General features: G+C 65.2%; 27 protein-coding genes. 16 read left to right on the top strand and 11 right to left on the bottom strand.

The genetic code is table 11. The features are described from left to right. Positions 1-376 precede the first annotated feature (376 nt). Positions 377-1,285: a LysR family transcriptional regulator gene (locus E8F06_RS28745; protein ID WP_280372645.1), complete on the bottom strand. Its 909-nt coding sequence runs from the start codon at positions 1,283-1,285 to the stop codon at positions 377-379. 96 nt (positions 1,286-1,381) lie between these two features. Between E8F06_RS28745 and E8F06_RS28750 the strand changes: the two genes are divergently transcribed. From E8F06_RS28750 to E8F06_RS28770, 5 genes are all read left to right on the top strand, one after another. Beyond that, a complete protein-coding gene (locus E8F06_RS28750; protein ID WP_280372545.1) occupies positions 1,382-2,248 on the top strand; it encodes a pirin family protein in 867 nt (288 codons plus the stop codon). A gap of 120 nt (positions 2,249-2,368) precedes the next feature. Next, entirely contained in the window at positions 2,369-3,055 is a 687-nt protein-coding gene (locus E8F06_RS28755) for a hydrolase (protein WP_280372546.1), read from the top strand. A 55-nt stretch (positions 3,056-3,110) separates the two neighbouring features. After that, complete coding sequence (gene ycaC, locus E8F06_RS28760; protein ID WP_280372547.1) at positions 3,111-3,731, top strand: isochorismate family cysteine hydrolase YcaC; 621 nt, start codon at positions 3,111-3,113, stop codon at positions 3,729-3,731. A gap of 100 nt (positions 3,732-3,831) precedes the next feature. Then, positions 3,832-5,637 carry a monovalent cation:proton antiporter-2 (CPA2) family protein gene (locus E8F06_RS28765; RefSeq protein ID WP_280372548.1) on the top strand — a complete coding sequence of 602 codons (1,806 nt, stop codon included), beginning with the start codon at positions 3,832-3,834 and terminating at the stop codon, positions 5,635-5,637. A gap of 105 nt (positions 5,638-5,742) precedes the next feature. Continuing rightward, positions 5,743-6,672, top strand: coding sequence for a LysR family transcriptional regulator (locus tag E8F06_RS28770; RefSeq protein WP_280372549.1), 930 nt, complete (start codon positions 5,743-5,745; stop codon positions 6,670-6,672). Here the strand turns inward: E8F06_RS28770 and E8F06_RS28775 are convergent. Both E8F06_RS28775 and E8F06_RS28780 read right to left on the bottom strand, forming a co-directional pair. Then, complete coding sequence (locus tag E8F06_RS28775; RefSeq protein ID WP_280372550.1) at positions 6,657-7,175, bottom strand: DinB family protein; 519 nt, start codon at positions 7,173-7,175, stop codon at positions 6,657-6,659. The two genes, E8F06_RS28770 and E8F06_RS28775, sit on opposite strands and share 16 nt — an antisense overlap. Positions 7,176-7,265: 90 nt before the next feature. Continuing rightward, a complete protein-coding gene (locus E8F06_RS28780; protein ID WP_280372551.1) occupies positions 7,266-8,660 on the bottom strand; it encodes an EAL domain-containing protein in 1,395 nt (464 codons plus the stop codon). Positions 8,661-8,895: 235 nt separating this feature from the next. Between E8F06_RS28780 and E8F06_RS28785 the strand changes: the two genes are divergently transcribed. After that, a complete protein-coding gene (locus E8F06_RS28785; RefSeq protein WP_280372552.1) occupies positions 8,896-9,360 on the top strand; it encodes a MarR family transcriptional regulator in 465 nt (154 codons plus the stop codon). Positions 9,361-9,380: 20 nt separating this feature from the next. Here the strand turns inward: E8F06_RS28785 and E8F06_RS28790 are convergent, their stop codons facing one another. Then, complete coding sequence (locus tag E8F06_RS28790; RefSeq protein ID WP_280372553.1) at positions 9,381-10,241, bottom strand: CAP domain-containing protein; 861 nt, start codon at positions 10,239-10,241, stop codon at positions 9,381-9,383. A gap of 326 nt (positions 10,242-10,567) precedes the next feature. Between E8F06_RS28790 and E8F06_RS28795 the strand changes: the two genes are divergently transcribed. The 9 genes from E8F06_RS28795 (at position 10,568) to E8F06_RS28835 (ending at position 19,481) form a co-directional block, all read left to right on the top strand. Next, a complete protein-coding gene (locus E8F06_RS28795; RefSeq protein WP_280372554.1) occupies positions 10,568-10,720 on the top strand; it encodes a PSPA7_2676 family Cys-rich small protein in 153 nt (50 codons plus the stop codon). Positions 10,721-10,884: 164 nt separating this feature from the next. Further along, on the top strand, positions 10,885-12,039 hold the full coding sequence (locus E8F06_RS28800) for a methyl-accepting chemotaxis protein (protein ID WP_280372555.1): 1,155 nt from the start codon (positions 10,885-10,887) through the stop codon (positions 12,037-12,039). Between the two features lie 178 nt (positions 12,040-12,217). Then, positions 12,218-12,583 carry a response regulator gene (locus tag E8F06_RS28805; protein WP_280372556.1) on the top strand — a complete coding sequence of 122 codons (366 nt, stop codon included), beginning with the start codon at positions 12,218-12,220 and terminating at the stop codon, positions 12,581-12,583. A 21-nt stretch (positions 12,584-12,604) separates the two neighbouring features. Next, positions 12,605-14,431, top strand: a complete 1,827-nt coding sequence (locus E8F06_RS28810) for a chemotaxis protein CheW (protein WP_280372557.1) — start codon at positions 12,605-12,607, stop codon at positions 14,429-14,431. Continuing rightward, on the top strand, positions 14,418-14,903 hold the full coding sequence (locus tag E8F06_RS28815) for a chemotaxis protein CheW (protein ID WP_190827640.1): 486 nt from the start codon (positions 14,418-14,420) through the stop codon (positions 14,901-14,903). The genes E8F06_RS28810 and E8F06_RS28815 overlap by 14 nt, the downstream gene beginning before the upstream one ends. Before the next feature lie 18 nt (positions 14,904-14,921). Further along, positions 14,922-16,928 carry a methyl-accepting chemotaxis protein gene (locus E8F06_RS28820; RefSeq protein ID WP_280372558.1) on the top strand — a complete coding sequence of 669 codons (2,007 nt, stop codon included), beginning with the start codon at positions 14,922-14,924 and terminating at the stop codon, positions 16,926-16,928. 48 nt (positions 16,929-16,976) lie between these two features. After that, positions 16,977-17,822, top strand: a complete 846-nt coding sequence (locus E8F06_RS28825; protein WP_280372559.1) for a CheR family methyltransferase — start codon at positions 16,977-16,979, stop codon at positions 17,820-17,822. Beyond that, positions 17,819-18,430: a chemotaxis protein CheD gene (locus tag E8F06_RS28830; RefSeq protein WP_190827635.1), complete on the top strand. Its 612-nt coding sequence runs from the start codon at positions 17,819-17,821 to the stop codon at positions 18,428-18,430. The genes E8F06_RS28825 and E8F06_RS28830 overlap by 4 nt, the downstream gene beginning before the upstream one ends. Positions 18,431-18,434: 4 nt before the next feature. Beyond that, positions 18,435-19,481 carry a chemotaxis response regulator protein-glutamate methylesterase gene (locus tag E8F06_RS28835; protein WP_280372560.1) on the top strand — a complete coding sequence of 349 codons (1,047 nt, stop codon included), beginning with the start codon at positions 18,435-18,437 and terminating at the stop codon, positions 19,479-19,481. Positions 19,482-19,740: 259 nt separating this feature from the next. Here the strand turns inward: E8F06_RS28835 and dmpG are convergent, their stop codons facing one another. From dmpG to E8F06_RS28855, 4 genes are read right to left on the bottom strand one after another with little or no spacing between them, the layout of a single operon-like run. Next, complete coding sequence (gene dmpG / locus E8F06_RS28840) at positions 19,741-20,775, bottom strand: 4-hydroxy-2-oxovalerate aldolase (protein WP_280372561.1); 1,035 nt, start codon at positions 20,773-20,775, stop codon at positions 19,741-19,743. 13 nt (positions 20,776-20,788) lie between these two features. Continuing rightward, complete coding sequence (locus E8F06_RS28845) at positions 20,789-21,697, bottom strand: acetaldehyde dehydrogenase (acetylating) (RefSeq protein WP_190827629.1); 909 nt, start codon at positions 21,695-21,697, stop codon at positions 20,789-20,791. 15 nt (positions 21,698-21,712) lie between these two features. Continuing rightward, positions 21,713-22,504: a fumarylacetoacetate hydrolase family protein gene (locus tag E8F06_RS28850; protein WP_280372562.1), complete on the bottom strand. Its 792-nt coding sequence runs from the start codon at positions 22,502-22,504 to the stop codon at positions 21,713-21,715. Then, complete coding sequence (locus tag E8F06_RS28855; RefSeq protein ID WP_280372563.1) at positions 22,501-23,328, bottom strand: alpha/beta fold hydrolase; 828 nt, start codon at positions 23,326-23,328, stop codon at positions 22,501-22,503. The genes E8F06_RS28850 and E8F06_RS28855 overlap by 4 nt, the downstream gene beginning before the upstream one ends. Before the next feature lie 312 nt (positions 23,329-23,640). On the opposite strand from E8F06_RS28855, the gene E8F06_RS28860 reads away from it, so the two are divergent. Continuing rightward, on the top strand, positions 23,641-24,414 hold the full coding sequence (locus E8F06_RS28860) for an SDR family oxidoreductase (protein WP_280372564.1): 774 nt from the start codon (positions 23,641-23,643) through the stop codon (positions 24,412-24,414). An 88-nt stretch (positions 24,415-24,502) separates the two neighbouring features. Here the strand turns inward: E8F06_RS28860 and E8F06_RS28865 are convergent, their stop codons facing one another. Genes E8F06_RS28865 through E8F06_RS28875 form a run of 3 tightly spaced genes read right to left on the bottom strand, consistent with a single transcriptional unit; the run spans position 24,503 to position 26,543 of the window. After that, positions 24,503-24,946 (bottom strand): nuclear transport factor 2 family protein, encoded by a 444-nt coding sequence (locus tag E8F06_RS28865; RefSeq protein ID WP_280372565.1) that lies wholly within the window; start codon positions 24,944-24,946, stop codon positions 24,503-24,505. Beyond that, entirely contained in the window at positions 24,943-25,329 is a 387-nt protein-coding gene (locus E8F06_RS28870; RefSeq protein WP_190827623.1) for a nuclear transport factor 2 family protein, read from the bottom strand. Before E8F06_RS28870 ends, E8F06_RS28865 begins: the two co-directional genes overlap by 4 nt. Before the next feature lie 11 nt (positions 25,330-25,340). Next, positions 25,341-26,543 carry an acetyl-CoA C-acyltransferase gene (locus tag E8F06_RS28875; RefSeq protein WP_280372566.1) on the bottom strand — a complete coding sequence of 401 codons (1,203 nt, stop codon included), beginning with the start codon at positions 26,541-26,543 and terminating at the stop codon, positions 25,341-25,343. Between the last annotated feature and the right edge of the window lie 140 nt (positions 26,544-26,683).

Here is a 26,683-nt window from a genome sequence, read left to right on the forward strand (position 1 = left end):
GCGAATTCATTCGCTAAAGGGCAACACCGTTGCCCCCTGCAATCCCATTGGGCAGCCCTTCGGCCTGCTTAGCGATTGAAATCGCCCCCACAGGAAGAGCGCACCGCACCCCACACATATTCCACGGCGGGCACCCATACCTTGTAGGGGCGAATTCATTCGCTAAAGGGCAACACCGTTGCCCCGTGCAATCCCATTGGGCAGCCCTTCGGGCTGCTTGGCGATTGAAATCGCCCCCACAGGAAAAGCGAACCGCACCCCACACATATCCCGCAGCGGGCACCCATACCTTGTAGGGGCGAATTCATTCGCCAAGGGCAACGCAGTTGCCCCGGCCATTCAGCAGGGCAGACCTCGGTCTGTAGCTGGAGGCAGCTCACATCATCCCGCTTTCCTTGAACTCCTCCGCCAGGAAGTCGATCAGGGTCCGTACCGAGGGCAGCAGCCCTCGCCGGGAGGGAAAAACGGCATGCACGATGCCGGTTCTCGGCGCCCAGTCGGGCGTTACCTGTACCAATCGGCCGCTGGCCAGTTCTTCCCGTGCCACCACCCACGGAAGGTGCACCACCCCTACCCCCGCTTCGGCTGCCTGGCGCAGCACCAGCAAATCGTCGGTGACCAGTCGGGGATGATGGCGCACGGCAGCGCTGGCGCCGTCAGGGCCATCCAGTTGCCAGATGTATTCGCGTAACGGCGCACCCCAGTGCAGGCTTGGCAGGCTCGCCAGGTCCGCGGGCACCAGGGGATGCGGAATGGTCTCCAGCAGTCTCGGGCTGGCCACCAGGCACTGGGTGCTGTTGGCCAGCACCTTCATCACCAGATCGGTGCTTTCCAGCGGCGGAAAGCGCACCCGCAGGGCGATGTCGATGCCTTCCTGGATGAGGTCCACCTGGCGGTTGGTGCTGTCGATGTGCAGCTGCACCAACGGGAACTTCACCATGAACCGGCTCAGTATCGGCCCCACCCAGAAGTCCAGCAGCGCCGTCGGGCAACTGATGCGCACCACACCCTGTGGCTCCGAGCGGTTGCGCTCGATCACCTCGGCGGCGCCCTCGGCCTCCACCATCATCGCCACGCATTGGCGGTAGTACTCCTGGCCGATCTCGGTGACCGAGAAGTGCCGCGTCGAACGCTGGATCAGGCGCACGCCGAGGCGTTCTTCCAGGTTGGCAATGCGCCGGCTCAGCTTGGACTTGGGCATGTCCAGCGCCCGGCCGGCCGGGGCGAAGCCGCCGTGCTCCACCACCTGGGCGAAGTAGTAGAGGTCGTTGAGGTCTTCCACCAGCGTTCTCCAAATAGGACTCTGAGGTCAATTTAGCCCGTCTACCGGAGCCAGTGTTGCAGTTTCAAGATGTGCCCCATGCACTACAGGAGGCACACCATGAAAAAGATCCGTGGCATCTACACCAGCCCCAGGCCCCATTGGGTGGGCGACGGCTTCCCGGTTCGCACGCTGTTTTCCTACGACAGCCTGGGCAAGCACATCAGCCCCTTCCTGCTGCTGGATTACGCCGGCCCCGCCGAGTTCGCCCCGGCCGAGCGCCCGCGTGGCGTTGGCCAGCACCCGCACCGGGGATTCGAGACGGTGACCATCGTCTACCAGGGCGAACTGGAACACCGGGACTCCACCGGCGCCGGTGGCCTGATCGGTCCGGGTGACGTGCAATGGATGACCGCGGCCTCGGGCATCCTCCACGAGGAGTTCCACTCCCCGGCCTTCACCCGTAGCGGCGGCACCCTGGAGATGGTCCAGCTCTGGGTCAACCTGCCATCCCGCGACAAGCTGGCCGCGCCGGGATACCAGACCATCCTGGATGCCGACATCCCCAACCTGCCCCTGCCTGAGCAGGCCGGCAGCCTGCGCCTGATCGCCGGCGAGTTCGACGGCCAGCGCGGCCCAGCACGCACCTTCACCGGCATGGACGTGTGGGATATCCGCCTGAACCCCGGCAAGCCGGTGACCCTGGACCTGCGCCCCGGCCGCAACACCGCGTTGGTGGTACTGCGCGGCACCCTGCTGGTGAACGGTGAGGAACTGGTGCGCGAAGGCCAACTGGCGCTGTTCGAACAAGCAGGCGATGAGCTGTTGCTGGAGGCCAATGGCCAAGCCCTGGTGCTGCTGCTTTCCGGCGAGCCCATCGAGGAACCGATCGTCGGCTACGGCCCCTTCGTGATGAACAGCGAAACCGAGATACGCCAGGCGATCCAGGACTTCCAGGCCGGACGCTTCGGCCAGATGAACGACTGACGGTCACATGCCAGGCCGGGTCCATGCCTGGTCTGGTCAATCCCCCACGACGGATAGGTGGGCCGGCGGGAAACCGCAGAGGCCAGGACGGCCTTCACCCCGAGAAAAGAGGTATACGCCATGAGCAACTTCGCCCAAGTCGCCAACTTCAACGGCCAGATTCCGCGAATCGATCCGGATGACGCCGCGATGCTGCTGATCGATCACCAGAGCGGGCTGTTCCAGACGGTCAAGGACATGCCCATGACCGAGCTGCGCTCCAACGCCATCACCCTGGCCAAGGTCGCCGCCCTCGCGAAGATGCCGGTGATCACCACGGCCTCCGTGCCCCAGGGGCCCAACGGACCGCTGATTCCGGAAATCCACGAAGCCGCGCCCCACGCCCGATACGTGGCACGCAAGGGCGAGATCAACGCCTGGGACAACCCCGAGTTCGTGGCGGCGGTGGAAGCCACTGGCCGCAAGACCCTGATCATCGCCGGCACCATCACCAGCGTGTGCATGGCCTTCCCCAGCATCAGCGCGGTCAATGCCGGCTATCGGGTATTCGCTGTCATCGACGCGTCAGGCACCTACTCCAAGATGGCCCAGGAAATCACCCTGGCGCGCGTCGTCCAGGCCGGTGTGGTGCCCATGGATACCGCCGCCGTCTGCTCCGAGGTGCAGCGCACCTGGAACCGTCCCGACGCCGCCGAGTGGGCCGCCGCCTATAGTCATGTATTCCCGCACTACCAACTGCTGATCGAGAGCTACGGAAAAGCCCAGCAGGTGGTCAGGGACAACGAAGTGCTGGATTCGCAACGCTGAGAAATTCCTGCGCCTGCCCACAAGGGCGGACGCTCAACCAAGCGAGGAAAATGCCATGTCTTTCCAATACAAGCGTCTGGACAAGAACAACGCCGCCGTCCTGCTGGTCGACCACCAGTCCGGCCTGCTCTCCCTGGTGCGGGACATCGACCCGGACAAGTTCAAGAACAACGTGCTGGCCCTGGGTGACCTGGCCAAGTACTTCAAGCTGCCGACCATCCTCACCACCAGCTTCGAGACTGGCCCCAACGGCCCGCTGGTGCCCGAGCTGAAGGAGCAGTTCCCCGACGCCCCGTACATCGCCCGCCCCGGCAACATCAATGCCTGGGACAACGAAGACTTCGTCAAGGCGGTGAAGGCCACCGGCAAGAAGCAGCTGATCATCGCCGGCGTGGTGACCGAGGTCTGCGTGGCCTTCCCGGCACTGTCGGCAATCGAAGAAGGCTTTGAAGTATTCGTGGTCGCCGACGCCTCGGGCACCTTCAATGAAGTGACCCGCGACGCAGCCTGGCGCCGCATGGAAGCCGCCGGCGCCCAGCTGATGACCTGGTTCGGCGTGGCGTGCGAACTGCACCGCGACTGGCGCAACGACATCGAAGGCCTGGCCGCACTGTTCTCCAACCACATCCCCGACTACCGCAACCTGATCACCGCCTACAACACCCTCACCAAGTAAGCCATCCAGGGGCCGCGTCGAAATCGCGCGGCCCCTGCGTCGGTGCCCCGCTCTGCTCTAGAATGCCGCCCCTTCAAGACGTCAGACCAAGGAGAGATGCATGCACCACGAAGGCAGCCTGCTGCAGGCAGCAGTGGTATTCCTGTTTGCAGCCGTATTCACCGTTCCCCTGGCCAAGCGCCTGCAACTGGGAGCGGTGCTGGGCTACCTGCTGGCCGGGGTGCTGATCGGACCGTCAGTGCTGGGGCTGGTCACCGACCCGGAAAGCGTCGCGCGCGTTTCCGAACTGGGTGTGGTGCTGCTGCTCTTCATCATCGGCCTGGAACTCTCGCCGCGCCGCCTCTGGGTGATGCGCCGCTCGGTGTTCGGCGTGGGCCTGGCCCAGGTGCTGCTCACCGCCCTGGCCATCGGCCTGGTGGCCTGGCTGGTCTTTGCCAAGTCCCTGAACACCGCTGCCGTGCTGGGCTTCGGCCTGGCCCTGTCCTCCACCGCCTTCGGCCTGCAGATACTCGCCGAACGCAAGGAACTCACCAGCCCCCACGGCCGCCTGGCCTTCGCCATCCTGCTGTTCCAGGACATCGCCGCCATCCCGCTGATCGCCCTGCTGCCCTTGCTCAGTGGCGCCGGCCACCTGGACGCGGACGAGGTCGACCCGCAGGCCATCCTCCTGGCAGTGGGTAGCATCGGCGCCGTGATCATCGGCGGCCGCTACCTGCTGCGCCCGGTGTTCCGCGTCGTCGCCAGGACCAAGCTGCTGGAAGTCTCCACCGCCACCGCCCTGCTGGTGGTCATGGGCACTGCCTGGCTGATGGAGCTGGCGGGTGTATCCATGGCCCTGGGTGCCTTCATCGCCGGCCTGCTGCTCGCCGACTCGGAATACCGCCACGAGCTGGAAGCCCAGATCGAGCCGTTCAAGGGCCTGCTGCTGGGCATGTTCTTCATGAGCGTGGGCATGAGCGCCGACCTCAGCCTGCTACTGCACGAGCCCTTCGCCGTGCTGGTGCTGACCGTGCTGCTGCTGATGTTCAAGCTGCCCCTGCTTTACGTGGCGGGCCGCTACGCCGGCGGGCTGGACCGTGCCCATGCGCTGCGTCTGGGGATCATCCTGGCCGCGGGCGGCGAGTTCGCCTTCGTGGTGTTCAAGGTGGCCCACGAGCAGGGCATGCTCGACGCCCGCCTGCACAGCCTGCTGGTGCTCAGCATCACCCTGTCCATGGCGGTCACGCCGCTGCTGGTGTTGGCCCTGTTCCGCCGCCTTGTGTCCGCGCCGGCGCCGGTGGAGGTGCCGGCGGAGTACCAGCGCATCGACAGCGACGAACCCCGCGTGGTGGTCGCCGGCATGGGACGCATGGGCCAGATCATCGCGCGGCTACTGCGCGCCCAGCAGGTACCCTTCGTTGCCCTGGACACTGCAGTAGACATGGTCGAGTACGGTCGCAGCCTGGGCCGCATGCCCATCTATTACGGCGACCCGCTGCGCCCGGAAATCCTCCGCGCGGCCAAGGTGGACAAGGCCGAGTACCTCATCATCGCCACCGACGACCCGGACACCAACCTCAAGCTCACCGAGCTGGTAAAGCGCCTTTACCCGAACCTCAAGGTCATCGCCCGCGCGCGTAACCGCCAGCACGTCCACCGCCTGCTGGACATGGGCGCCGTGCCGGTGCGTGAAACCTTCCACTCCGCCCTGGAAATGAGCCGCCAGGCATTGCTCGGCCTGGGGCTGGACGAAGACCAGGCCAATGCCCGCATTCGCCGCTTCCAGCGCCATGACGAGGAAGTCCTGGCTGCCCAGCACAAGGTCTATGACGACGATGCCGCGGTGACCCAGACCGCCCGCGAGGCCCGTGCGGAACTGGAGCACCTGTTCGACGCCGACCTGATCGAGGACAAGGCGGTCAAGTAACCAGCAGCGACCAGCGGGGCCGAGTCGACCGCGCCTGGCATTGCAATTGCCAGGCGCAAACAAGGAGCTTCAATCAATTCAGCCAAAGCCTGTGGGAGGCGCCGGATGAACCGGAACGATCTGCGACGTGTAGACCTGAACCTGCTGGTGGTTTTCGAAACCCTGATGTACGAGAAGAACCTCACCCGGGCATCGGAAAAGCTCTTCCTCGGCCAACCCGCCGTCAGCGCCGCCCTGGCGCGCCTGCGTGACCTGTTCGACGACCCGCTGCTGGTGCGCAATGGCCGCGTCTTCGAACCCACCAAGCGCGCGCTGGAAATCCTCGAAGAGCTGCAACCGGCGCTGGACGCCATCTCCGGTGCCGTCAGCCGGGCGAAGGACTTCACCCCCGCGACCTACCGCAACACCTTCCGCATCGGTCTCTCGGACGACGTCGAGTTCGGCCTGTTTCCGCCGTTGCTCGCCCAGCTCCGCGAGGAAGCCCCCGAGGCCATAGTCGTGGTTCGCCGGGTCAACTTCCTGCTCATGTCGGCAATGCTCGCCTCCGGGGAGATATCGGTCGGCGTCAGCTTCACCACGGAACTGCCGGCCAACGCCAAGCGCAAGCGGCTGCGCAACCTGCGCTGCAAGATCCTGCGCGGCGACGACCGCCCCGGCGCACTGACACTGGACGATTACTGCTCGCGTCCCCATGCGCTGATTTCGTTCTCCGGCGACCTGAGCGGCAACATCGACAACGACCTCGCGCGGGTTGGACGGAGCCGCCGCGTGGTGCTGGCGGTGCCGCAGTTCGGCAGCCTGCGCTCGATCCTGGCAGGGACCGAACTGCTCGCCACCGTCCCGGACTACGCGGCTGACGCGCTGATCGACGGTAGCGGCCTGCGCGCCGACGACCCACCCTTCCCCATCTACACCTCGGAGCTGTCCATGGTGTGGAGCAGCGGCACCGACAACGATCCTGCCGAACGCTGGCTGCGTGACCTGATCATGCAGCACATGTCCGCGCCGCCGATGCCCAATCAGCCCGCCGCGTAGAGGGGATGGGTCTCGCGCAGGAACACGGGGAGGTCGGTGATGGGCGGCTTCGCCGGAATGTCGGCGTACATCTGGATCACGCTGCCCCGGTGATAGGACGCGTGGTTGACCACGTGCATCAGCATGGCGCCGGCCATCATCACGCCGGGGTCGCCGGAACAGAAGACGAACTCCACCGGCTCGGCCAGCGAGGCGTCCGTCTGCCCGGCACTCCATGAAATGAACCAGTCGTCCATGGACGACTGGGCCTCCCGGAGTTCGGTCAACTCAGGGTGCGGCACTTCCAGCCGCGTCTTGTAAGGGTGCGACTTGCCCTCCAGGTGGGCACGCCAGATGCAATCGATCACATAGATGTGATTGAGCGTGCCGATGATGCTCTTGCACAGGGAGACACGCTCCTTGCCGACTTCGCCCGGCGGCAACCCCGCCAGGTCATCGAAGAGCCGTTCATCGACCCATTGTTTGTAGTGGGCAAGCATCCTGGCCGTGTAAGCGTTGATCATCAGGGGCCCTCCTTCGGAAAGTCGGATCCGGTGCGCAGGGTGGGAGAGGTGAGAGCAAAACGGCCCGACAAGTGTAGGCGCGGCCTGGCGCTATGGAGTCCCGACCGTCACCTCCTCCGCACGGGGCAGGTTGCAGCGCCAAACGAACTCGACGAACTCCGCCAGCGGCAAGGGCCGACTAAACAGATAGCCCTGGAATTGCCCGCAGCCATTGCTGGCCAGGAAACGCTGCTGGGCCTCGTTCTCGACCCCTTCGGCGATCACGGTCATGCCCATGCTCTGCCCCAGGGCGATGACCGTCCGCACGATGGTTTCGCTGCTGGCATCGGTCAGCACGTCGCAGATGAAGGAGCGGTCGATCTTCAGCGTGTTCAAGGGCAGCCGCTTGAGGTGGCTGAGCGAGGAAAACCCGGTGCCGAAATCATCCAGGGAGAAACGCACGCCCTGCTCCACCAGCGCCGCCATCTTCCGCGTCAGGTCCTCGATGTCCTGCACGATCAGGGTTTCGGTCAACTCCAGTTCGAGTCGGTGCGCTGCGATGCCATGGCCCTCGATCATGGCCAGAACGTCAGTCACGAAGGTGGCCTGGCGGAACTGGTTCTGGCTGATGTTTACCGCCAGGCCAATCTCCGCCAGCGCCGGCACGGCCTTCCACTGCCGCAACTGGGCACAGGTCTGCTGCAACACCCACTGGCCGATGGGAATGATCATTCCGGTCTTCTCGGCGTGGTCGATGAACTCGGTGGGGGGCAACAGCCCGCGCTGTGGATGCTGCCAGCGGATCAGCACCTCCGCGCCCACCACCCGCCGGGCGCGGTCCAGTTGCGGCTGGAAATGGAGGACGAACTGTTCGTCGCGCTGAGCCGTGCGCAAATCGCGGTCCAGCTCCGAGCGCTCGGCGGCGTCGGTCTGCAGGATGTGCAGCAACATGAAGAACATCGACACCGAGGCTATGCCCTGTACCCAGGAGCCGATCACCCGCACCTCATCCGGCAGGCTGTAACCCGTGATGGGGCTCCAGCTCGTCGCAGACAGGCCGGTGAACAACGCCAGGCAGAGCAAGGTGACGCCGTAGCGCAGCCATCTGTGATCGTCGCGAAAGGCCATCAACGCGGCCACGGCGAGTGGCAGGAGGTACAGGTGCGTCGCGCGCGGCGCCGCTGGCGTGGGCACGTCCAGTACCAGGGTCGAGACGAGGATGACCACCATCAGCAGGCCAAACAGCAACAGATTGGCGCTACGCGCCTGATTGCGCAGGGTCAGGACGAACACGCCGAGCCCGCAGAGGATCAGCGCCAGGTCCATCAGCACGATGCCCCAGGCCCCCCGCTGAACGAAGTAAGCGCCCCAGAACAGCCCCATGAACACCATGAGCCCACTGGCCAGCAGCCGCATGCGTCGCTCGCGACGCTGGCCGATCAGAGCCAGGTCATGGGACTGCCAGAGCTGCTGGACTCGCCTGAGGAATGCAGAAATGGGGGTCATGGAAAATCCCTTTGCCGACCCTATTCATTCTTGAGGGTGATCGCGTGATTGCAAATTGGCATTGGATTGAAGGACGACGCGCAGGGGCCAGCGGTCAAGTCCAGGGAGCACCGGTCGGGGATTTCCATGGTGACTGTTTACAGTGCGAGTTGAAATCCGGCCCTTCCGACTAACTCGCATGCGATCTATAGTCGTTCCTTTCGGGACATGAGCCCAATGGCCAACGAGGAAGCAAATGAAGCCCGTCGGAAAAAAACCCAGTAGCAAACCGGCACCGCTCTCGGATTTCCTGTGTTTTGCGGTGTATTCAGCGAACCTCGCCTTCGGCAGGGTCTACAAGCCGGTCCTCGAACAGCTCGGGCTGACCTACACGCAGTTCATCGCCATCGTGGCGCTGTGGGATGAGGACAATCAGACCGTTGGCAGCCTGGGCGAAAAGCTGTTCCTGGAATCGAACACCCTCACGCCGATGCTGAAGAAGCTGGAAGCGCTGGGCCTCCTCCAGCGCCAGCGCGACCCCGAAGACGAACGCCAGGTGCGGGTCAGCCTGACCCCGGCAGGCCGGAGCCTGCGGGAGCAGAGCCTGGAAGCCAGCCTCAACGACTCGACCGGTCTCTCGCCGGATGAGTTCGTGCAGATGCAGAAGGCCGTCGCCAGGCTGCGCGACAACCTCCTGAAGTCACCGAAGCGCGGGGAATGAGCCCCTTTCGGCGCCCCGGATCACGGCGCGCCGAACGTCATGGTCCAGTAGATGCCGTTTTCGCTGCGCACCTGTGAGGCGTAGGCGGCGCCGACCTGGGTGAACTTCGGGTTCATCAGGTTGGCGCAATGGCCGGGGCTGGCCAGCCAGCTGTCCATGGCCGCGCGGGGCGAACCCTGGCCGGCGGCGATGTTTTCACCCACCTGCCGTCCTCGAAAGCCCGCATCGCGCGCCCGGTCGAAGGGCGAGTCGCCGTCCGGGCCCTGGTGGGAGAAGTAGTCACGGTTGGCCATGGAGCGGCTGTGCTGCTGGGCGGCATTGGCCAGTGCCGAACTCCAGCTCAGCGGCCGGGCAGCGGCAAAGCGTTTACTGCCACACATGCGCGGCTTGGCCCGCGCGGCGTTGACCTGGGCCAGCAAGGCCTGCCCCGCCGAGCGGGAATCACCCAGCTGTGCACTGGCCATGGGTCGGGCCAGCACCAGGCGCCACTGGTTGCCGCTGCGGCTGATGCCGACATCGGAAACCTGGCTGTCGAGCAAGTCCTCGCAGTAGTCGTCGCGCAGCATGGCGAAGGCCGACCTGGCATCCCGCGCTCCGGCCAGACGGATGGTGCGCACCTCCGCCGCCTGGTAGCCGGCATCGCGCAAGCCTCGACGCAATTCTCCCGAGTACCCCACCGGCAGTGCCAGGTTCGATTTCAGCACCAGCGGCGGAGCGCCCCGCATCGTGCTCCATTCGCAGCGCTGGCTGTGGGTTCGATAGTCATTGATGGCGGCCAGCAGCTGTCGCTCATCGCCAGCATGGGCGGGGACGGCGAACAGCGATGTCAGGGCGACGGGTAGTAAAGGAAGCAGGTGAAGGGATCGACGGATCGGGTGCATGAATGGCTTGTGGATAAGTGTGAGGGAAAGGGCCGGGGTAAGACTGCGGCGCTGGTATCAAGGTTCAGGAGGCTCGGTGAATTCTCCTTGCTAAGAGTCTGGTGGCGGCACCGCGCGACGCTCGATCGCCGGTGCGCACGGCGCACCCTACCTGCAGGCTCCCCTGCCCCGACCAACGGTCACCCCGTTCGCCGCATTAGGTTGCCGGTTCTAGAGCGGTCGAACGATCCTCGCGGCGACCCATGCCTCCAACAAGAACAAGGCGAGTGCTGTTCCAACCACTACTGCCGGATCGAACCGAGGGGGTACGCCCCCGGGGAGGAGCCATGCGTATTCGTTGTTTCCTGCTCGGTTGCCAATGGACCGAGGGTTTTCGCACCGACGTGGGTGCCGTACCGATGATCTGCCAGCGCTGCTTGCGCTGCGGCGCCCATCGCTATCTCAGCCCTCCGGAAGAGGCGGCGGAAACAGCGGGATGATTGGTGTCGCAAGTCGACAGATAGCGATTTGACACCAGACGAGCGGCCTCTAGCTTTAAGCAGCGTTGCCGATGGCCTTTTACAGGCTGAGTGAAAACGTCACAGCGTCGTTTTCACCCCGCCTGGGGCCGCCGTCCGGTCATTAATCCTGCTGGGAGTGCTCCATGCCGCATCCGTCGCCTGCCAACCCAATCAAGGGCCTGGCCCTGCATTCCCTGACCTGGCTGGCGTGCGCCGGCATGGTCGCCGTCGGCCTGCCGGTGTGGCTGGTCCTCGGCGGAGGCTGGCTGGCCAGCCTGTTGCTGGTCTGGCTGCAGCTCGATGCGCGCCCCCGTGGGACGCTGGCCGATGCACAGCCCACGGTGGAGGCTCCCGACTGGCAGCGGGCGCAGCATGCGGTGGATGAACACCTCGGCACCCTGCAGGCCCATGCCGGGCAGGTGGACGGTTTGCTGCAGGACGCCATCGGTCGCCTCAGCGACAGCTTCCAGGGCCTTGCAGCGCGCATCGACCAGCAGCGCGCCCATTCCCATTCCCTGATCGAGCGCTACGGCAACCAGGGCGGCGATGACGAAGGGATGAACTTCCAGGAATTCATCGCCACCACCCGCAACACCCTGGGCCTGTTCGTCGAGGCCACGCTGGAAACCAGCCAGACCTCACAGGACCTGGTGAAGCGCATGGACCGCGTGACGCAGAAGATCGCCGATATCCTGAAATCCACCCACGATATGGACGCCATCGCCAAGCAGACCAACCTGCTGGCGCTGAATGCCGCCATCGAGGCGGCGCGCGCCGGGGAAAGCGGTCGTGGCTTTGCCGTGGTGGCCGATGAAGTGCGCGCCCTGTCCACCCGCTCCACCGGTTTCTCCGAGCAGATCCGCGAGCACGTGGACGTGGTCTACCGGGAAATCCGGGACGCCGAGTCGGCCATTTCCCAACTGGCGGACAAGGACATGGGCTTCGCCCTGGATTCCAAGCAGCAGCTGCACCACATGCTGGAAGACCTGGAAGGCATGAACCGCCACACGCTGAAGGTGATCCAGGAACTGGATCGGATTTCGCTGGAGGTGGGCTCGGGTGTCGACCGGGCCATCACCGCCCTGCAATTCCAGGACATGAGCAGCCAGTTGATCGGGCAGATGCGCAAGCACTTCGCCAAGCTCGGTGGATTCGCCGCCGGCCTTGGCGCCCTGCGCACCGTGGCGCCGGAGCACTGGGCGCAACAGGTGGACCAGGAAACCGCCGAGCTGCGCAAACCCATCTCCAACCCGGTCAGCCAGAGCAGCGTGAGCGCGGGTGAGATAGAGCTGTTCTGAACGATTGATGACAACCGTCGGCCACTCATCAAAGCGACGAATGGCTGACGCCAGTAGCTGGACGCTCCCCCGGCGCCCATCTACACCTAACCATGGCCACTGGCCAGCCGCTTAATGAGGAAGTGTGTTGCAAGAAGCGTCCAACTAGAAAAAAGAACGGCAAGGGAGAGCGGCACTGATGAGCAAGCAGATCCTGATAGTCGACGATTCGGCATCTATCCGACAGATGCTGAGCTTTACCCTCAAGGCCGCCGGCTACGTCGTGGACGAGGCCGTCGATGGCAAGGACGGCCTCGGCAAGGCACAGAGCAAGACATACAACCTGGTGTTCACCGACCAGAACATGCCCAACATGGACGGCCTCAGCCTGATCCGCAGCCTGCGCGGCCTGCCCGGCTATCGCGCCACCCCCATCCTCATGCTGACCACCGAGTCCAGCGACGCCATGAAACAGCAGGGCAAGTCGGCCGGCGCCACCGGCTGGCTGGTCAAGCCCTTCGATCCGCCAAATCTGCTGGAAGTCACCCGCAAGGTCCTCCCCTGACTCCAGCACAAGGCGTTTCCCATGAGCGACGGGATGAATCAGTTCCTCCAGGTGTTCTTCGAGGAAACCGAGGAACACCTGGCCAACCTCGAACTGCTGCTGCTCGGTCTCGACCTGCAACAGCCTGACGCGGAAGAACTCAACGGCATCTTCCGCGCCGCCCACTCCATCAAGGGCTCGGCCGGCATGTTCGGCTTCGATGACCTGACCGCCGTGACCCACGAACTGGAAACCCTGCTCGACCGCATCCGCAGCGGCCAGATGGCCCTGCGCGCGGAAATGGTCGACCTCTTCCTGCAAGCCCGTGACGTGCTGATGCGACTGCTGGACGCCCACCGCCGGCAGGCGCCAGACCCGAGCGTGCCGGTGGAAGCGACCGTGGCCCGCCTGCGCGAGTTGCTGGGCTCCACGCCAGCAGCGGAGGCAGATGCGGGCTTCGGTTTCTTCGATGAAGCGCCGGGCTCACCGGAAGCGGCCGCCGAGGAAGACTTCGGCTTCTTCGACGATGCGCCCGGCATGCCCGCCCAATCCGACTCAGCCGCCTTCGGCTTCTTCGATGAAGCCCCCGGCGCACCCGCCCCAGTGGCTGCCGAGCCGCCCAAACCGGTGCCCGCACCAGCACCGGTCGCCAGCAAGCCGGCCAGCGCCGAAGCGGAATCCAGCTCCATCCGCGTCAGCGTCGAGAAGATCGACAGCCTGATCAACCTGGTGGGCGAGCTGGTCATCACCCAGGCCATGCTCGGCCAGCTCGGCAACGCGCTGGACCCGAGCGTCCACGAGCGTATTCACCAGGCCCTGGCGCAGCTGGAACACAACACCCGCGACCTGCAGGAATCGGTGATGTCGATCCGCATGTTGCCCATCAGCTTCATCTTCAGCCGCTTCCCGCGCCTGGTGCGCGACACCTCGGCGCGCCTCGGCAAGCAGGTGGAACTGGTGCTGCAAGGCGAGCAGACCGAGCTGGACAAGGGCGTGATCGAACGCCTCAGCGACCCGCTCACCCACATCGTGCGCAACAGCATCGACCACGGCATCGAGCAGCCCGACGTGCGCCTGGCCGCCGGCAAACCGGCCAGCGGCACCGTACGCCTGGGCGCCTTCCACCAGGGCGGCAGCATAGTCGTGGAAATCAGTGACGACGGCCGTGGCCTGAATCGCGAGCGAATCCTGGCCAAGGCCCGCGAGAAGAACCTCGCCGTGCACGACGGCATGAGCGATGCCGAAGTCTGGCAACTGATCTTCATGCCCGGCTTCTCCACCGCCGAAGTGGTCACCGACCTCTCCGGACGCGGCGTCGGCATGGACGTGGTCAAGCGCAACATCCAGGCCATGGGCGGTCGCATCGACATCGACTCGGCCGCTGGCCTGGGCACCCGCATCAGCATCCGCCTGCCACTGACCCTGGCCATCCTCGATGGCCTGATCGTCGCCGTGGCGCGCACCCACTACGTGATCCCGCTTACCTACATCGTCGAATCGCTGCAGCCCAAGGCCGCCGACATCCGTGGCCTGGGCGGCGAGGAAGGCGCGGTGATCCGGGTACGCGGCGAGTACCTGCCGCTGCTCTCGCTGCACGACCTGCTGGGGGAAATCGCCCCGCCGCTGCCGGCCGAGCAGTCCATCGTGGTCATCCTCGAAACCGACGGGCGCCACTTCGCCCTGCTGGTGGACGACCTGGTCGGGCAACAGCAAGTGGTGATCAAGAGCCTGGAACAGAACTTCCGCCGGGTCGATGGCATCGCAGGCGCCACCATCATGGGCGACGGCAGCGTCGCCCTGATCCTCGATGTCGACGCCCTGCCGGCCCTGGCACAACAACAAGGAGCAGCCCTGCATGAACTCCCTTAGTGCGGAACAGGCCGGGCAACCGGCCCAGGAGTACCTGACCTTCACCCTCGGTCGCGAGGAGTACGCCATCGACATACTCCGGGTGCAGGAAATTCGCGGCTATGACCAGGTGACCACCATCGCCAACAGCCCGGCCTTCATCAAAGGCGTGATCAACCTGCGCGGCGCGATCGTTCCCATCGTCGACCTGCGCATCAAATTCAACCTCGCCGACGTCACCTACGACCCCTTCACCGTGGTGATCATCCTCAACATCGGCCGGCGCATCGTCGGCGTGGTGGTGGATTCGGTGTCCGACGTGATCGCCCTGTCGGGCGAAGAGATCAAGCCGCCGCCGGAATTCGGCGCCAGCTTCGATACCGAGTACCTGCTGGGCCTTGCCACCGTGGCCGAGCGGATGTTGATCCTGGTGGATATCGAGAAGCTGATGACCAGCCGCGAAATGGCCCTGGTCGAAGCAGCCGCAGCCTGACACGCAAGGGGACAATCCATGGGTCTGTTCAACGGAAAAGCACAAGCTCAGCTTCGCGCGCAACACCTGGCCAGCCTGATCCAGGGCCTGACCGAGGGCAATCTCGACCAATCCATCGGCGCCGGCGACGACCCGATCTGGACGCCGGTCTACGACAGTCTCGCCCGCTTGCAGAAGAGTCTGCGCCAGCAGCAGGCGGAGAGCGCCAGCACCGAGGTGCTGGACAAGGCACTGGTGGAAATGACCCGCCAGCACACTGAAGGCTGGATCGACCAGGTCATCCCGGAGGACCGCTTCAGCGGCACCCACGCGCGCCTGGCGAAAGGCATCAACGAACTGGTGGCCGCCCATATCGCGGTGAAGATGCAGGTCGTGGGCGTGGTCACCGCCTATGGTCGCGGCGACTTCAGCAAGGACATGGAACGCCTGCCGGGCAAGAAAGCGCAGATCACCGAAGCCATCGACGGCGTGCGCGACCGCCTCAAGGCCGCAGCCCAGGCCGCGTCGGAGAACACCCGGATCAAAAGCGCGCTGGACAACTGCAGCACCAACGTGATGATCGCCGACGGCGACCGCACCATCATCTACATGAATAAGACTGTCACCAGCATGCTGCAGAACGCCGAGGCCGACCTGCGCAAGGCGCTGCCGTCGTTCTCCGTGAGCAAGCTGCTGGGCGGCTCGATCGACCAGTTCCACAAGAACCCCGAGCACCAGAAGCGCCTGCTCGCCACCTTCACCAGCACCTTCCGCACCCAGATCGACGTGGGCGGACGCACCTTCGGCCTGGTGGCCAACCCGGTCATCAGCGATGCCGGCGAGCGCCTCGGCTCGGTGGTGGAATGGGCCGACCGGACGCTGGAGGTGCAGGTCGAGCGTGAAGTCGCCGCGCTGGTCGGCGCAGCCGCTGCCGGTGACTTCTCCAAGCGCATCGACGAAACGGGCAAGACCGGCTTCATCCTCAACCTGGCCACCGGCCTGAACAGCCTGGTGGACACCGCCGACAAAGGCCTCAAGGACGTTTCGCGGATGCTCGGCGCACTCGCCCAGGGCGACCTCTCGCAAAGCATCAGCGCCGACTACCAGGGCACCTTCGGCGAACTCAAGGACTACTCCAACGAAACCGCGCAGAGCCTGTCGCGCATGCTCGGGCAGATCCGCGAGTCCGCCGACACCATCAACACCGCCGCCAGCGAAATCGCCAGCGGCAACGCCGAGCTGTCCACCCGCACCGAGCAGCAGGCCTCCAGCCTGGAAGAAACCGCCTCCAGCATGGAAGAGCTGACCAGCACGGTGAAGCTCAACGCCGAGAACGCGCGCCAGGCCAACTCCCTGGCGGTGAACGCCTCGGAAGTGGCCACCGAAGGCGGCAACGTGGTGCAGAAGGTGGTCAGCACCATGACCGCCATCAACGACTCCGCGCGGAAGATCTCCGACATCATCGGCGTCATCGACGGCATCGCCTTCCAGACCAACATCCTCGCCCTCAACGCCGCAGTGGAAGCGGCGCGGGCCGGTGAACAGGGCCGTGGTTTCGCCGTGGTGGCCGCCGAAGTACGCACCCTGGCGCAGCGTTCGGCAGCAGCGGCCAAGGAGATCAAGACGCTGATCTCCGACTCGGTGAGCAAGGTCGAGAACGGCAACACCCTGGTGGCCCAGGCCGGCCAGACCATGAGCGACATCGTGATCGCCATCAAGCGGGTCACCGACATCATGGCCGAGATCGCCGCCGCCTCCACCGAACAGAGCCGTGGCATCGAGGAGGTCAACGGCGCGGTCAGCCAGATGGACGAGATGACCCAGCAGAACGCCGCCCTGGTGGAAGAAGCCGCCGCAGCCGCCGAAGCCTTGCAGGAACAGGCCGGGTTGATGGCCCAGTCGGTGGCCGTGTTCAAGCTGGACCCGGCCCACGCCGGCCAACCCGGTACCCCGCGCAATGCCTCGCGCAAGACACCGTCGGCGAAGTCGCCCCGCGGTGCCGGCCGCGCGGCGCGGAGCAAGGAAGAGGAATGGGAAGAGTTCTAGTCCCAACCCACCCCGGCGCCCTGCGCCGGGGTTTCTTGAGGTAATGCAATGAATGCGCAGGTGCTGGGCGAACACGAATTCGGCTACAACGACCACGACTTCGAGCAGGTACGTGAGCGGCTGTATCGCCGTGCCGGCATCAGCCTCGCCACCAGCAAGCAGCAGATGGTCTACAGCCGCCTGGCGCGCCGTCTACGCCAGCTGGAACTGCGCACCTTTTCCGCCTACCTGGCCTACCTCGACCAGCATTCCGAGGAATGGCAACCCTTCATCAATGCGCTGACCACCAACATCACCGCCTTCTTCCGCGAGCGGCACCACTTCGACCAGCTCGTTGCGCTGGCCAGGGAGCCCCAGCGCCGGGGCCGGCCACTGCGCTTCTGGTCGGCCGCGTCCAGCACCGGGGAAGAGCCCTACTCCATGGCCATCGCCCTGCACCAGGCGTTGGGTGAGCGGGCCCAGGGAATACAGATCATCGCCTCCGACATCGACACCGGCGTGCTGGAAACCGCGCGCCGGGGTGTGTACTCGCTGGAGCGTCTTGCCCAGTTGGACCCGGCCCTGAGGAAGCGCTACTTCCAGCGCGGCACCGGCAGCAATGCCGGGCTGGCGCGGGTGGTGCCGGAATTGCAACAGATGGTGGAGTTCCGCCGCATCAACCTGCTGGACAAGGACTGGCGGCTCAGCGGCGGGCTGGACGCGATCTTCTGTCGCAACGTGATGATCTACTTCGACAAGCCCACCCAGGTGCGCCTGCTGGAGCGCATGGTGCGCCTGCTGCGGCCGGATGGCCTGTTCTTCGCCGGCCACTCGGAAAGCTTCGTGCAGGCCAACCACGTGGTGAAACTGGTGAGCCGCACCGTCTACCAGCCTGTGCCGGGAGCCTCGACATGAAAGGAGAAACCGCAGGCGCCATCGCCGCCACCCGCTACTTCGACCCGGACATCCAGTTGCCGGCGGTGAAGGTGTTGCCCGGCGAGTTCTACGCCACCACCGAGGACCAGGTGCTGGTGTCGGTACTGGGCAGTTGCGTGGCGGTCTGCCTGTTCGACCTGCAGCGCGGCATCGGCGGCATGAACCAGTTCCTCCTGCCCGAACCCGGCCCCGGCAGCGGCCTGGCCAGCGCCGCCACCCACCACGGCGTGCGCATGATGGAACAGCTCAGTGAAGAGATGCTGCGCCAGGGCGCACGCCGCCACCAGTTGCAGGCCAAGGTGTTCGGCGCCGGCAACCTGCCCAACGACCTGCTGCGCTTCGACACCACCCTGCGCACCGTGGAGTTCGTCCACAGCTACCTGGATACCGAAGGCATTCCCCTGCTGGCCGAAGACGTGATGGGCGCCGAAGCGCGCAAGGTCTACATCTTCCCCACCAGCGGCACGGTCCGGGTGAAGAAACTGAAGAACCTGCACAACGACACCATCCTGCAGCGCGAGCTGGAATACATCCTCTACCTCAAGCGCGGGGAAGCGCTGGGGCCCTACGACCTGTTCAAGGAGTGAGCCCGTGCCGATCAAGGTTCTGGTGGTGGATGATTCGGCGCTCATCCGCAGCCTGCTCAGCGAAATCGTCCGCGCCGACAACGAATTGCACCTCGTGGGCGTGGCGCCCGACGCCTATGTCGCCCGCGACCTGATCAAACAGCACTCGCCCGACGTCATCACCCTGGACGTGGAAATGCCGCGCATGGACGGCCTGACCTTCCTCGACAAACTGATGAAGGGCCGCCCCACGCCGGTGGTGATGATTTCCTCCCTCACCGAACGCGGTTCCGAGGCGACCTTGCGTGCACTGGAGCTGGGCGCCATCGACTTCGTCGCCAAGCCCAAGCTGGGCATTGCCGAGGGCATGCAGGCCTACGCCGAGGAAATCCGCGCCAAGCTCAAGGTGGCGGCACGCGCGCGGATGATCCGTCGCACAGCTGTCGAACGCCCGGTCGAACGCGGCCTGCCCATCGTCGGTACCGAGAAACTGATCACCATCGGCGCCTCCACCGGCGGCACCGAGGCCATCAAGGAAGTGTTGTTAGGCCTGCCGGCGGACAGCCCCGGCGTGGTCATCACCCAGCACATGCCGGCCGGTTTTACCCGCTCCTTCGCCGCCCGCCTGGACAAGCTCTGCCGCATCAGCGTCAGCGAAGCCCGCGACGGCGACCGCATCCTCCCCGGCACCGCCCTCCTCGCCCCCGGCGGCCTGCACATGGAAGTAGCACGCTCCGGCGCCAACTACGTCGCGCGCCTGTCCGAGGCTCCTCCGGTGAACGGTCATCGCCCGGCGGTGGACGTGATGTTCAACAGCGCTGCCCGCTGCGCCGGCCGCAACCTCATCGCCGCCCTGCTCACCGGCATGGGCAAGGACGGCGCGCGCGGCCTGTTGGAAATCCGCGAAGCCGGCGGCTACACCGTCGCCCAGGACGAAGCCAGTTGCGTGGTCTACGGAATGCCTCGGGAAGCGGCGGAGATTGGCGCGGCGGAAGAGGTGTTGCCGCTGGAAGAGATCGGCCCCGCGCTGCTGGCGCAGGCGCGGAGACGGGGGAGTGGGAATAGGGTGTGAGGGGTCAACTTCCCTCACCCCAGCCCTCTCCCAGAGGGAGAGGGAGCTAGTCGGTGCATCCGGTTGGTTTCGATCTAGCCGGCGTGAGTCACCCCTCTCCCTTCGGGAGAGGGGCCGGGGGTGAGGGAAGCCTTAGACCGCTCGGAGCCTCCCTCCTGCCTTCTGCTACTCCGGTGGGCTGAAGCCCACCCTACAGCTCGGACGACCCCGTAGGTTGGTCCGAGCTACGCGAGGCCCAACGAGCGGCGTCGAACCCAACCTACGTCGGCATCACCCCACGCTGCCGCGACATCGTCAGCGCCAGGTCTTCGATCATGTCTTCCTGGCCGCCCACGGTGCCACGACGTCCCAGTTCCACCAGCAGCTCGCGGGCCTGGATGCCGTACTTCTTCTCGGCACGCTTGGCGAACAGCAGGAAGGAGCTGTACACCCCGGCGTAGCCCAGGGTCAGGGCGTCGCGGTCGACGCGGATCGGCTGGTCCATCATCGGCACCACCAGGTCCTCGGCCACGTCCATGATCTTGTACAGGTCGATGCCGGTCTCCACGCCCATGCGCGCCAGTACGGCGACGAACACTTCCAGCGGCGTGTTGCCGGCGCCGGCGCCCAGGCCCGCTACCGAGCCGTCGATACGCGCCGCACCTGCCTCGATGGCGGCCAGGGAGTTGGCGATGGCCATGCCCATGTTGTGGTGGCCGTGGAAGCCGATCTCGGTGTTCGCGTTCAGGCCATTGCGCAGCACGCTGATCTTCTCAGTCACCTCATCCGGCAGCATGTAGCCGGCCGAGTCGGTGCAGTAGATGCAGTTGGCGCCGTAGCTTTCCATCAGCTTCGCCTGCTCCAGCAGTTTTTCCGCGCTGACCATGTGCGCCATCATCAGGAAGCCGACGGTATCCAGCCCCATCTTCGCGGCCATGCCGATGTGCTGGCCGGAGACGTCCGCCTCTGTGCAGTGGGTGGCGACGCGGATGGTGGAAACGCCCAGGTCGTGGGCCATCTTCAGGTGGTCGACGGTGCCGATACCCGGCAGCAGCAGGGCCGAGACCTTGGCCTGCTTGAGCTTGGGGATCACCGCATCGAAATACTCTTCGTCCGAGTGGGCCGGGAAGCCATAGTTCAGCGAGGAACCGCCCAGGCCATCGCCGTGGGTGATCTCGATCAGCGGCACGCCGGCGGCGTCGAGGCCAGTGGCCACGGCCACCATCTCGTCCAGGCTGATCTGGTGGCGCTTGGCGTGCATGCCGTCGCGCAGGCTCATGTCGTGCAGGCGCACGCGCTTACCTTGCAGGTTCATGTTGTTTCTCCACTCAACGGGCAGGCAGTTGCAGGGCGCCCTTATGGGCCTCTTCGGCGAACATTTCCGCGGTGCGCAGGCCGGCAGCGGTCATGATGTCCAGGTTGCCGGCGGACTTGGGCAGGAAGTCTCCCAGCCCTTCCACTTCGATGAAGATCGACACCTTGCGACCATCGAACACCGGGCCGTTGATCAGTTTGTAGCCCGGCACATAGCGCTGCACTTCCTTGACCATGTGCAGCACCGAAGCGCGGATTTCCGCCTGGTCGGGCTCACCTTCGGTGAGGCAATGGATGGTGTCACGCATCATCAGCGGCGGCTCGGCCGGGTTGATGACGATGATGGCCTTGCCGCGCTTGGCGCCGCCGATCTTCTCCACGGCGCCAGCGGTGGTGCGGGTGAACTCGTCGATGTTCTGCCGGGTGCCCGGCCCCACGGAACGGGAGGACACGGTGGCGACGATCTCGCCGTACTCCACCGGCTGCACGCGGGACACCGCCGCCACCATGGGAATGGTGGCCTGGCCGCCGCAGGTGACCATGTTGACGTTCAGCGCCAGCTTCTCGGCGTGCTCCTTGAGGTTCACCGGCGGTACGCAGTACGGGCCGATGGCCGCCGGGGTGAGGTCGATCATGATCACGCCCAGCTCATTGAGCTTGCGGCTGTTCTCGGCATGGACGTAGGCCGAGGTGGCATCGAAGGCGATGCGGATATCGTCGTCCAGCACGTGGGGCAGCAGGCCGTCGACGCCTTCTGCGGTGGTCTTCAGGCCGAATTCGGCGGCGCGTTTCAGGCCCTCGGAAGTCGGGTCGACGCCCACCATCCACACCGGTTCGATCCATTCGGAACGGCGCATCTTGATCAACAGGTCGGTGCCGATATTGCCCGGCCCGATGATGGCCGCCTTGAGTTTCTTGCTCATGCTCTTTCCCCGGAGTCAGTCGCGGAAGGACACCCGGGCGCTGCCCAGGCCGTCGATGGTCAGTTCGAAGAGGTCGCCGGCACGCGCCGGCTCCAGCGGTACCAGTGAGCCGGAGAGGATGATTTCCCCAGCCTTGAACGGGATGCCGAAGGCTCCCAGGGTGTTGGCCAGCCAGGCCACGGCGGTGAGCGGGTTGCCCTGCACCGCCGAGCCGAGGCCCTCGCTGATCTGCGTGCCGTTCTTGAACACGGTCATGCGCAGGTTGGGCAGGTCCAGCTCGCGTGGGTCCACCTGCTCGCGGCCGAGTACGAAGACACCGCAGGAGGCGTTGTCGGCGACGGTGTCCTGGATGCGGATCTTCCAGTCGTGAATACGCGAATCGACGATCTCGAAGCAGGGAATCACGCATTCGGTGGCGTCGAGCACGTCCTGCTCGGTAACGCCGGGCCCCACTAGGTCATGCTTGAGCTTGAAGGCGATCTCGCCCTCGGCGCGCGGCTGGATCAGGCGGTTGCCGGACAGGGAAATGCTGTCACCGTCGTCGAACCACATGTCTCGGGTAATGAAACCGAAGTCCGGCTGGTGCACGTTGAGCATGCGTTGCACGGCTTCCGAGGTGACGCCGATCTTCTTGCCGACAATGGCATCGCCTGCCGCCACGCGACGCTCGATGCTGTAGAGGGAGATGCGGTAGGCGTCTTCGATCGTGATCTCTGGCCAGCGCTCGGTCAGCGGCGCCAGGGTGCGACCGGCGAGCAGGGCCTGATAGAGCTCCTCGCCGTATGCGCGCTGCAGGATTTCACTCATGACCGGCCCTCCGCGAGGAAGTCCAGGCAGGTGCGGTTGAACAACTCGCGGTGTTCCACCATCACCCAGTGACCGCACTCGCTGAGCATCACGAAACGGATATTGCGACAGGCTTCCAGCATGGTCTGGGCACCGGAAGACGGGCAGAACTTGTCGTTCATGCCCCAGAAACCGAGGATCGGGCAGGACAGCTCGGACAGGCGCGCCGCCATGTTGGGCACCTGCATGGTGCTCAGCACGCAACGCGGTTGCTGCTGCACCACAGCGACCCGCTCGTTGACGGTCTCGTCGCTGATCAGCGAGGCGTCGTAGAGCTGCAGGGACAACAGCCGGCGCATGCCGTCGGCGTCATTCAGCTCGCCATTGGCAAAGGCGGCGCCCATCTTCTGGATGCCTTCCATCTGCAGGTAGTACTGTTCCTTCTCCATCAGGCCACCCGGCGCCATCAGCACCAGTCGGCTGACGCGGCTCGGCGCATCCAGCGCCAGCTTGATGGCGATGGCGCCGCCCAGGGAGTTGCCCACCAGTACGCAGCGCTCGATATCCAGGGAATCCAGCAGACCGGTCAGGGCGGAGACGAAGAAGTCCAGGCTGTAAGTGGTTTCCGGCTTGTCGGAAAGGCCGTAGCCCGGCAGGTCGGGGACTATCACCCGATAGCCGAATTTCTCGAACACCGGGTAGTTCTGCTTGAAGTTGCTGTGGCCGCTGGCGCCAGGGCCGCTGCCGTGAATGAACACCACCGGCTCGCCTTCGCCAGCATCCAGGTAGTGCAGTCGCAGACCATCGGGCAGCGTGACGAAACGCCCTTGCGGTAGCGCGCCCATGGGACTCTCCTCGGCTTGTTGTTTGGCCGGATTATTCGGCGCGCCCCGGTGGGCAACATCGTCCGAGAGGACTAGCAGCCCATACGGCGAGCCAGCTTTTCTGTGGGGGCGAATTCATTCGCTATGCAGGCCGCAGGTCTGCCCGGCAAGGCCCTGGGGGGCAGCTGCGCTGCCCTTAGCGAATGAATTCGCCCCCACAAGGCGTGCCCCCACAGATGTTTTCCCCGTACCGGCCCTAGTCCTCCCGGACGTAGGCACCCCGCCCTGCTCACCCTAGCCTCTGCCCATCGACAACCGACAGACGAGGCAGCCATGGGCGATGCATTGGATTTCAGCGGCAAGGTGGTACTGGTGACCGGAGGCGGCAAGGGCGTGGGCCGGGGCATCAGCCAGCGCTTCCTCTCCTGCGGCGCCGAGGTGGTGATCTGTGGCCGCAATGCCCCCGACCAATTGCCTGTCCATGCTGGCCGCGAGGCGCACTTCCTGCCTTGCGACGTGCGTGACATCGAGCAGATCCAGCAGTTGGTGAATGCCGTCGTCGACCGTTTCGGCCGTCTCGACGTGCTGGTGAACAACGCCGGCGGTGCGCCCCATGCTGACGCGGCCACGGCCTCGCCGCGCTTCTCCGAATCCATCATCCGCCTCAACCTGCTGGCGCCTCTCAATCTCTGCCAACTGGCCAATCGGGTGATGCAGGAGCAGCCGGGCGGAGGCGCCATCGTCAACATCTGCAGCGTCAGCGCCACCCGCCCCTCTCCCGGCACCGCCGCGTACGGCGCAGCCAAGGCTGGCTTGCTCAACCTGACCCGCTCCCTCGCAGTGGAATGGGCGCCGAAGGTACGGGTGAATGCGGTAACGGCGGGGCTGATCCTCACCGAGCAGGCGGAGCTGCACTACGGCGATGCCGAGGGCGTGGCGCGGGTGGCGGCGGGGATTCCCCTGCAGCGCATGGCCAGCCCGGAGGACATCGGCGATGCGTGCCTGTACCTGGCATCACCGCTGGCAAGCTATGTGAGCGGCGCGGATATCTGCGTGCATGGTGGTGGGGAGAAGCCGGTGTTTCTGGATGCGGCGGGGGTGAACTGAAAAGCTGATGGGTATCGCTCCGCTCCACCCATCCTACAAAGCTGCGCGGAGCCCAGTAGGTAGGATGGGTGGAGCTTGGCGATACCCATCAAATCGCAGCAGCGGACTCCACCATCGAATGCGCCCTGAACACCGTCTCGACGATCTTCCAGCGCCCGTCGATGCGGCGATAACGATCCTGGTAAATCCCTCCCAGTTGCCGCGTGGCCCCAGTCTCGGCGTCGAGGTTGAAGTAGTAGAGCGCCCAGCGCCCCACCGCTTCGTCATCGCCGGCGAGCTCGATCTCCGGATTGGCGCCGTGGTGCAGGTCGATCACCCGCTCGTTGCAGGCCAGGGACTGGTACAGCGCGACGAAGCTGTCGCGATCCTGGAAGCAGCCGACGGGACCGTAGTCGATAGCGATTTCACCCTCGGCGAAGCAATCGCGGATCACCTCGATCTCCTTCAGGTCGCAGGCGTTGAAATAGCGGTGCTTGAGCTCGCGGATGACCTCAACGGCTTCAAGGCGGGCAATGCGCTGTTCCAGGGTCATGGCTGTTCCCTCGCGATCATGTTGGCGTCGCCCCAAAAGGCTTTCATCGAACGGATGCGACCTTCGGCATCGAACTCCATCACGTCGATAACTTCGATGGAGCGGGCCTGGCCGCCCCAGTCCAGGTCAACGCAGAAGGGCACGGCGCCACAGCCACGGGTGGCGCGGATGGAGCCGTCCAGCCGCGCGCTGGCGTTCAGGCGCCCCAGGCCTTCGCGGTAAAAGCGCGAGATGGCCTCGATGCCCACGTAGGGCGGCTTGCCCACCGGGTCCTCGACGACCGCATCTTCGGCATAAAGCGCGAGGATGCCGTCGATATCCACGGCGTCCACCAGTTCGACATAACGGGCGAGCTTCGCCCGTACCTGCTGCTCATCAATCATGGAGTCGTCCCTCATGCCACTTCGAACAGAGCGGCGGCACCCATGCCACCACCGATACACATGCTCACCACGACGTAGCGCAGTCCTCGGCGTTTGCCCTCGATCAGCGCATGGCCAACCATCCGCGCGCCGGACATGCCGAAGGGATGACCGATGGAAATGGCACCGCCGTTGACGTTCAGGCGCTCGTCGGGAATCCCCAGGGTGTCGCGGCAGTGGATGACCTGGCAGGCGAACGCTTCGTTCAGCTCCCACAGGCCGATGTGATCCATGGAAAGACCGTGGCGCTTGAGCAGCTTGGGAATGGCGAAGACCGGGCCGATGCCCATCTCATCGGAATCGCAGCCGGCCACCGCCAGGCCGCGGTAGATGCCCAGGGGCTCCAGGCCCCGGCGGGCGGCCTCTTGCGCGCTCATCAGCACCGAAGCGCTGGCGCCGTCGGAAAGCTGCGAGGCGTTGCCGGCCGTGATGAAGCGACCGGCACCGCTCCACTGTCCGCCCTGCCACACGGGCTCCAGGGCGCGCAGGCTTTCGCGGGTGGTGTCTGCGCGATTGCATTCGTCGCGGGTCAGGGTCACGGATTCGTGGCGGCTTTCGCCGGTGGCCTTGTCCGTCACCAGCTTGCGTGCGGTCAGCGGCGCCAGTTCGGTATCGAAGAGTCCGGCGCTTTGCGCCAGGGCGGTGCGCATCTGACTCTGGTAGCTGTATTCGTCCTGGGCCTCGCGGGAGATGCCGTAGCGCTCGGCGACGATTTCCGCCGTCTCGATCATCGGAATGTAGGCGCGCGGGTCCTGCGCCAGTACGGCTTCGGACTGGTTGCGGTAGCTGTTCTTGTGCTTGTTCTGCACCAGGGAGATGGACTCCAGGCCACCGGCGACGGCGATGTCGATCTCGTTGCACATGATGCTCTTGGCGGCCAGGGCGATGCTCATCAGACCCGAGGAGCACTGACGCTCCACCGCCATGCCGGCCACGCTGGACGGCAGCCCGGCGGCCACCGCGCAGAGTCGGCCGAGGTTATAGGCCTGGGTCCCCTGCTGGGCAGCGGCGCCCATGATCACGTCGTCCACCTCGCCCCCTTCGACACCGGCACGACGCAGTGCTTCGCGCACCACATGGCCGCCCATCAGTGGGGCTTCGGTGTCGTTGAAGGCACCCCGGAAGGCCTTGCCGATGGGGGTGCGGGCGGTGGATACGATTACGGCTTCTTTCATTGGGTTGTCCTCGAAATTCGTTGGCCGGCTATGGCTTTGTTGTGGGGGCGAATTCATTCGCTATGCAGACCGCAGGTCTGCCCTGCAAGGCCTGAAGGGGGCAGCTGCGCTGCCCTTTAGCGAATGAATTCGCCCCCACA

The sequence above is a fragment of the Pseudomonas sp. BN411 genome (genome assembly GCF_029871235.1).
GTDB lineage: Bacteria > Pseudomonadota > Gammaproteobacteria > Pseudomonadales > Pseudomonadaceae > Metapseudomonas.

What these genes read in the sequence shown, in the direction of transcription:
- E8F06_RS28780 (WP_280372551.1), bottom strand. Translation starts at nt 8,660, where the DNA reads ATGACCCCCATTTCTGCATTCCTCAGGCGAGTCCAGCAGCTCTGGCAG.
- E8F06_RS28815 (WP_190827640.1), top strand. Translation starts at nt 14,418, where the DNA reads ATGAACTCCCTTAGTGCGGAACAGGCCGGGCAACCGGCCCAGGAGTAC.
- E8F06_RS28825 (WP_280372559.1), top strand. Translation starts at nt 16,977, where the DNA reads ATGAATGCGCAGGTGCTGGGCGAACACGAATTCGGCTACAACGACCAC.
- E8F06_RS28790 (WP_280372553.1), bottom strand. Translation starts at nt 10,241, where the DNA reads ATGCACCCGATCCGTCGATCCCTTCACCTGCTTCCTTTACTACCCGTC.
- E8F06_RS28805 (WP_280372556.1), top strand. Translation starts at nt 12,218, where the DNA reads ATGAGCAAGCAGATCCTGATAGTCGACGATTCGGCATCTATCCGACAG.
- E8F06_RS28800 (WP_280372555.1), top strand. Translation starts at nt 10,885, where the DNA reads ATGCCGCATCCGTCGCCTGCCAACCCAATCAAGGGCCTGGCCCTGCAT.
- E8F06_RS28845 (WP_190827629.1), bottom strand. Translation starts at nt 21,697, where the DNA reads ATGAGCAAGAAACTCAAGGCGGCCATCATCGGGCCGGGCAATATCGGC.
- E8F06_RS28860 (WP_280372564.1), top strand. Translation starts at nt 23,641, where the DNA reads ATGGGCGATGCATTGGATTTCAGCGGCAAGGTGGTACTGGTGACCGGA.
- E8F06_RS28850 (WP_280372562.1), bottom strand. Translation starts at nt 22,504, where the DNA reads ATGAGTGAAATCCTGCAGCGCGCATACGGCGAGGAGCTCTATCAGGCC.
- E8F06_RS28755 (WP_280372546.1), top strand. Translation starts at nt 2,369, where the DNA reads ATGAGCAACTTCGCCCAAGTCGCCAACTTCAACGGCCAGATTCCGCGA.
- E8F06_RS28770 (WP_280372549.1), top strand. Translation starts at nt 5,743, where the DNA reads ATGAACCGGAACGATCTGCGACGTGTAGACCTGAACCTGCTGGTGGTT.
- E8F06_RS28775 (WP_280372550.1), bottom strand. Translation starts at nt 7,175, where the DNA reads ATGATCAACGCTTACACGGCCAGGATGCTTGCCCACTACAAACAATGG.
- E8F06_RS28765 (WP_280372548.1), top strand. Translation starts at nt 3,832, where the DNA reads ATGCACCACGAAGGCAGCCTGCTGCAGGCAGCAGTGGTATTCCTGTTT.
- E8F06_RS28830 (WP_190827635.1), top strand. Translation starts at nt 17,819, where the DNA reads ATGAAAGGAGAAACCGCAGGCGCCATCGCCGCCACCCGCTACTTCGAC.
- E8F06_RS28750 (WP_280372545.1), top strand. Translation starts at nt 1,382, where the DNA reads ATGAAAAAGATCCGTGGCATCTACACCAGCCCCAGGCCCCATTGGGTG.
- E8F06_RS28810 (WP_280372557.1), top strand. Translation starts at nt 12,605, where the DNA reads ATGAGCGACGGGATGAATCAGTTCCTCCAGGTGTTCTTCGAGGAAACC.
- dmpG (WP_280372561.1), bottom strand. Translation starts at nt 20,775, where the DNA reads ATGAACCTGCAAGGTAAGCGCGTGCGCCTGCACGACATGAGCCTGCGC.
- E8F06_RS28855 (WP_280372563.1), bottom strand. Translation starts at nt 23,328, where the DNA reads ATGGGCGCGCTACCGCAAGGGCGTTTCGTCACGCTGCCCGATGGTCTG.
- ycaC (WP_280372547.1), top strand. Translation starts at nt 3,111, where the DNA reads ATGTCTTTCCAATACAAGCGTCTGGACAAGAACAACGCCGCCGTCCTG.
- E8F06_RS28875 (WP_280372566.1), bottom strand. Translation starts at nt 26,543, where the DNA reads ATGAAAGAAGCCGTAATCGTATCCACCGCCCGCACCCCCATCGGCAAG.
- E8F06_RS28795 (WP_280372554.1), top strand. Translation starts at nt 10,568, where the DNA reads ATGCGTATTCGTTGTTTCCTGCTCGGTTGCCAATGGACCGAGGGTTTT.
- E8F06_RS28865 (WP_280372565.1), bottom strand. Translation starts at nt 24,946, where the DNA reads ATGACCCTGGAACAGCGCATTGCCCGCCTTGAAGCCGTTGAGGTCATC.
- E8F06_RS28785 (WP_280372552.1), top strand. Translation starts at nt 8,896, where the DNA reads ATGAAGCCCGTCGGAAAAAAACCCAGTAGCAAACCGGCACCGCTCTCG.
- E8F06_RS28820 (WP_280372558.1), top strand. Translation starts at nt 14,922, where the DNA reads ATGGGTCTGTTCAACGGAAAAGCACAAGCTCAGCTTCGCGCGCAACAC.
- E8F06_RS28870 (WP_190827623.1), bottom strand. Translation starts at nt 25,329, where the DNA reads ATGATTGATGAGCAGCAGGTACGGGCGAAGCTCGCCCGTTATGTCGAA.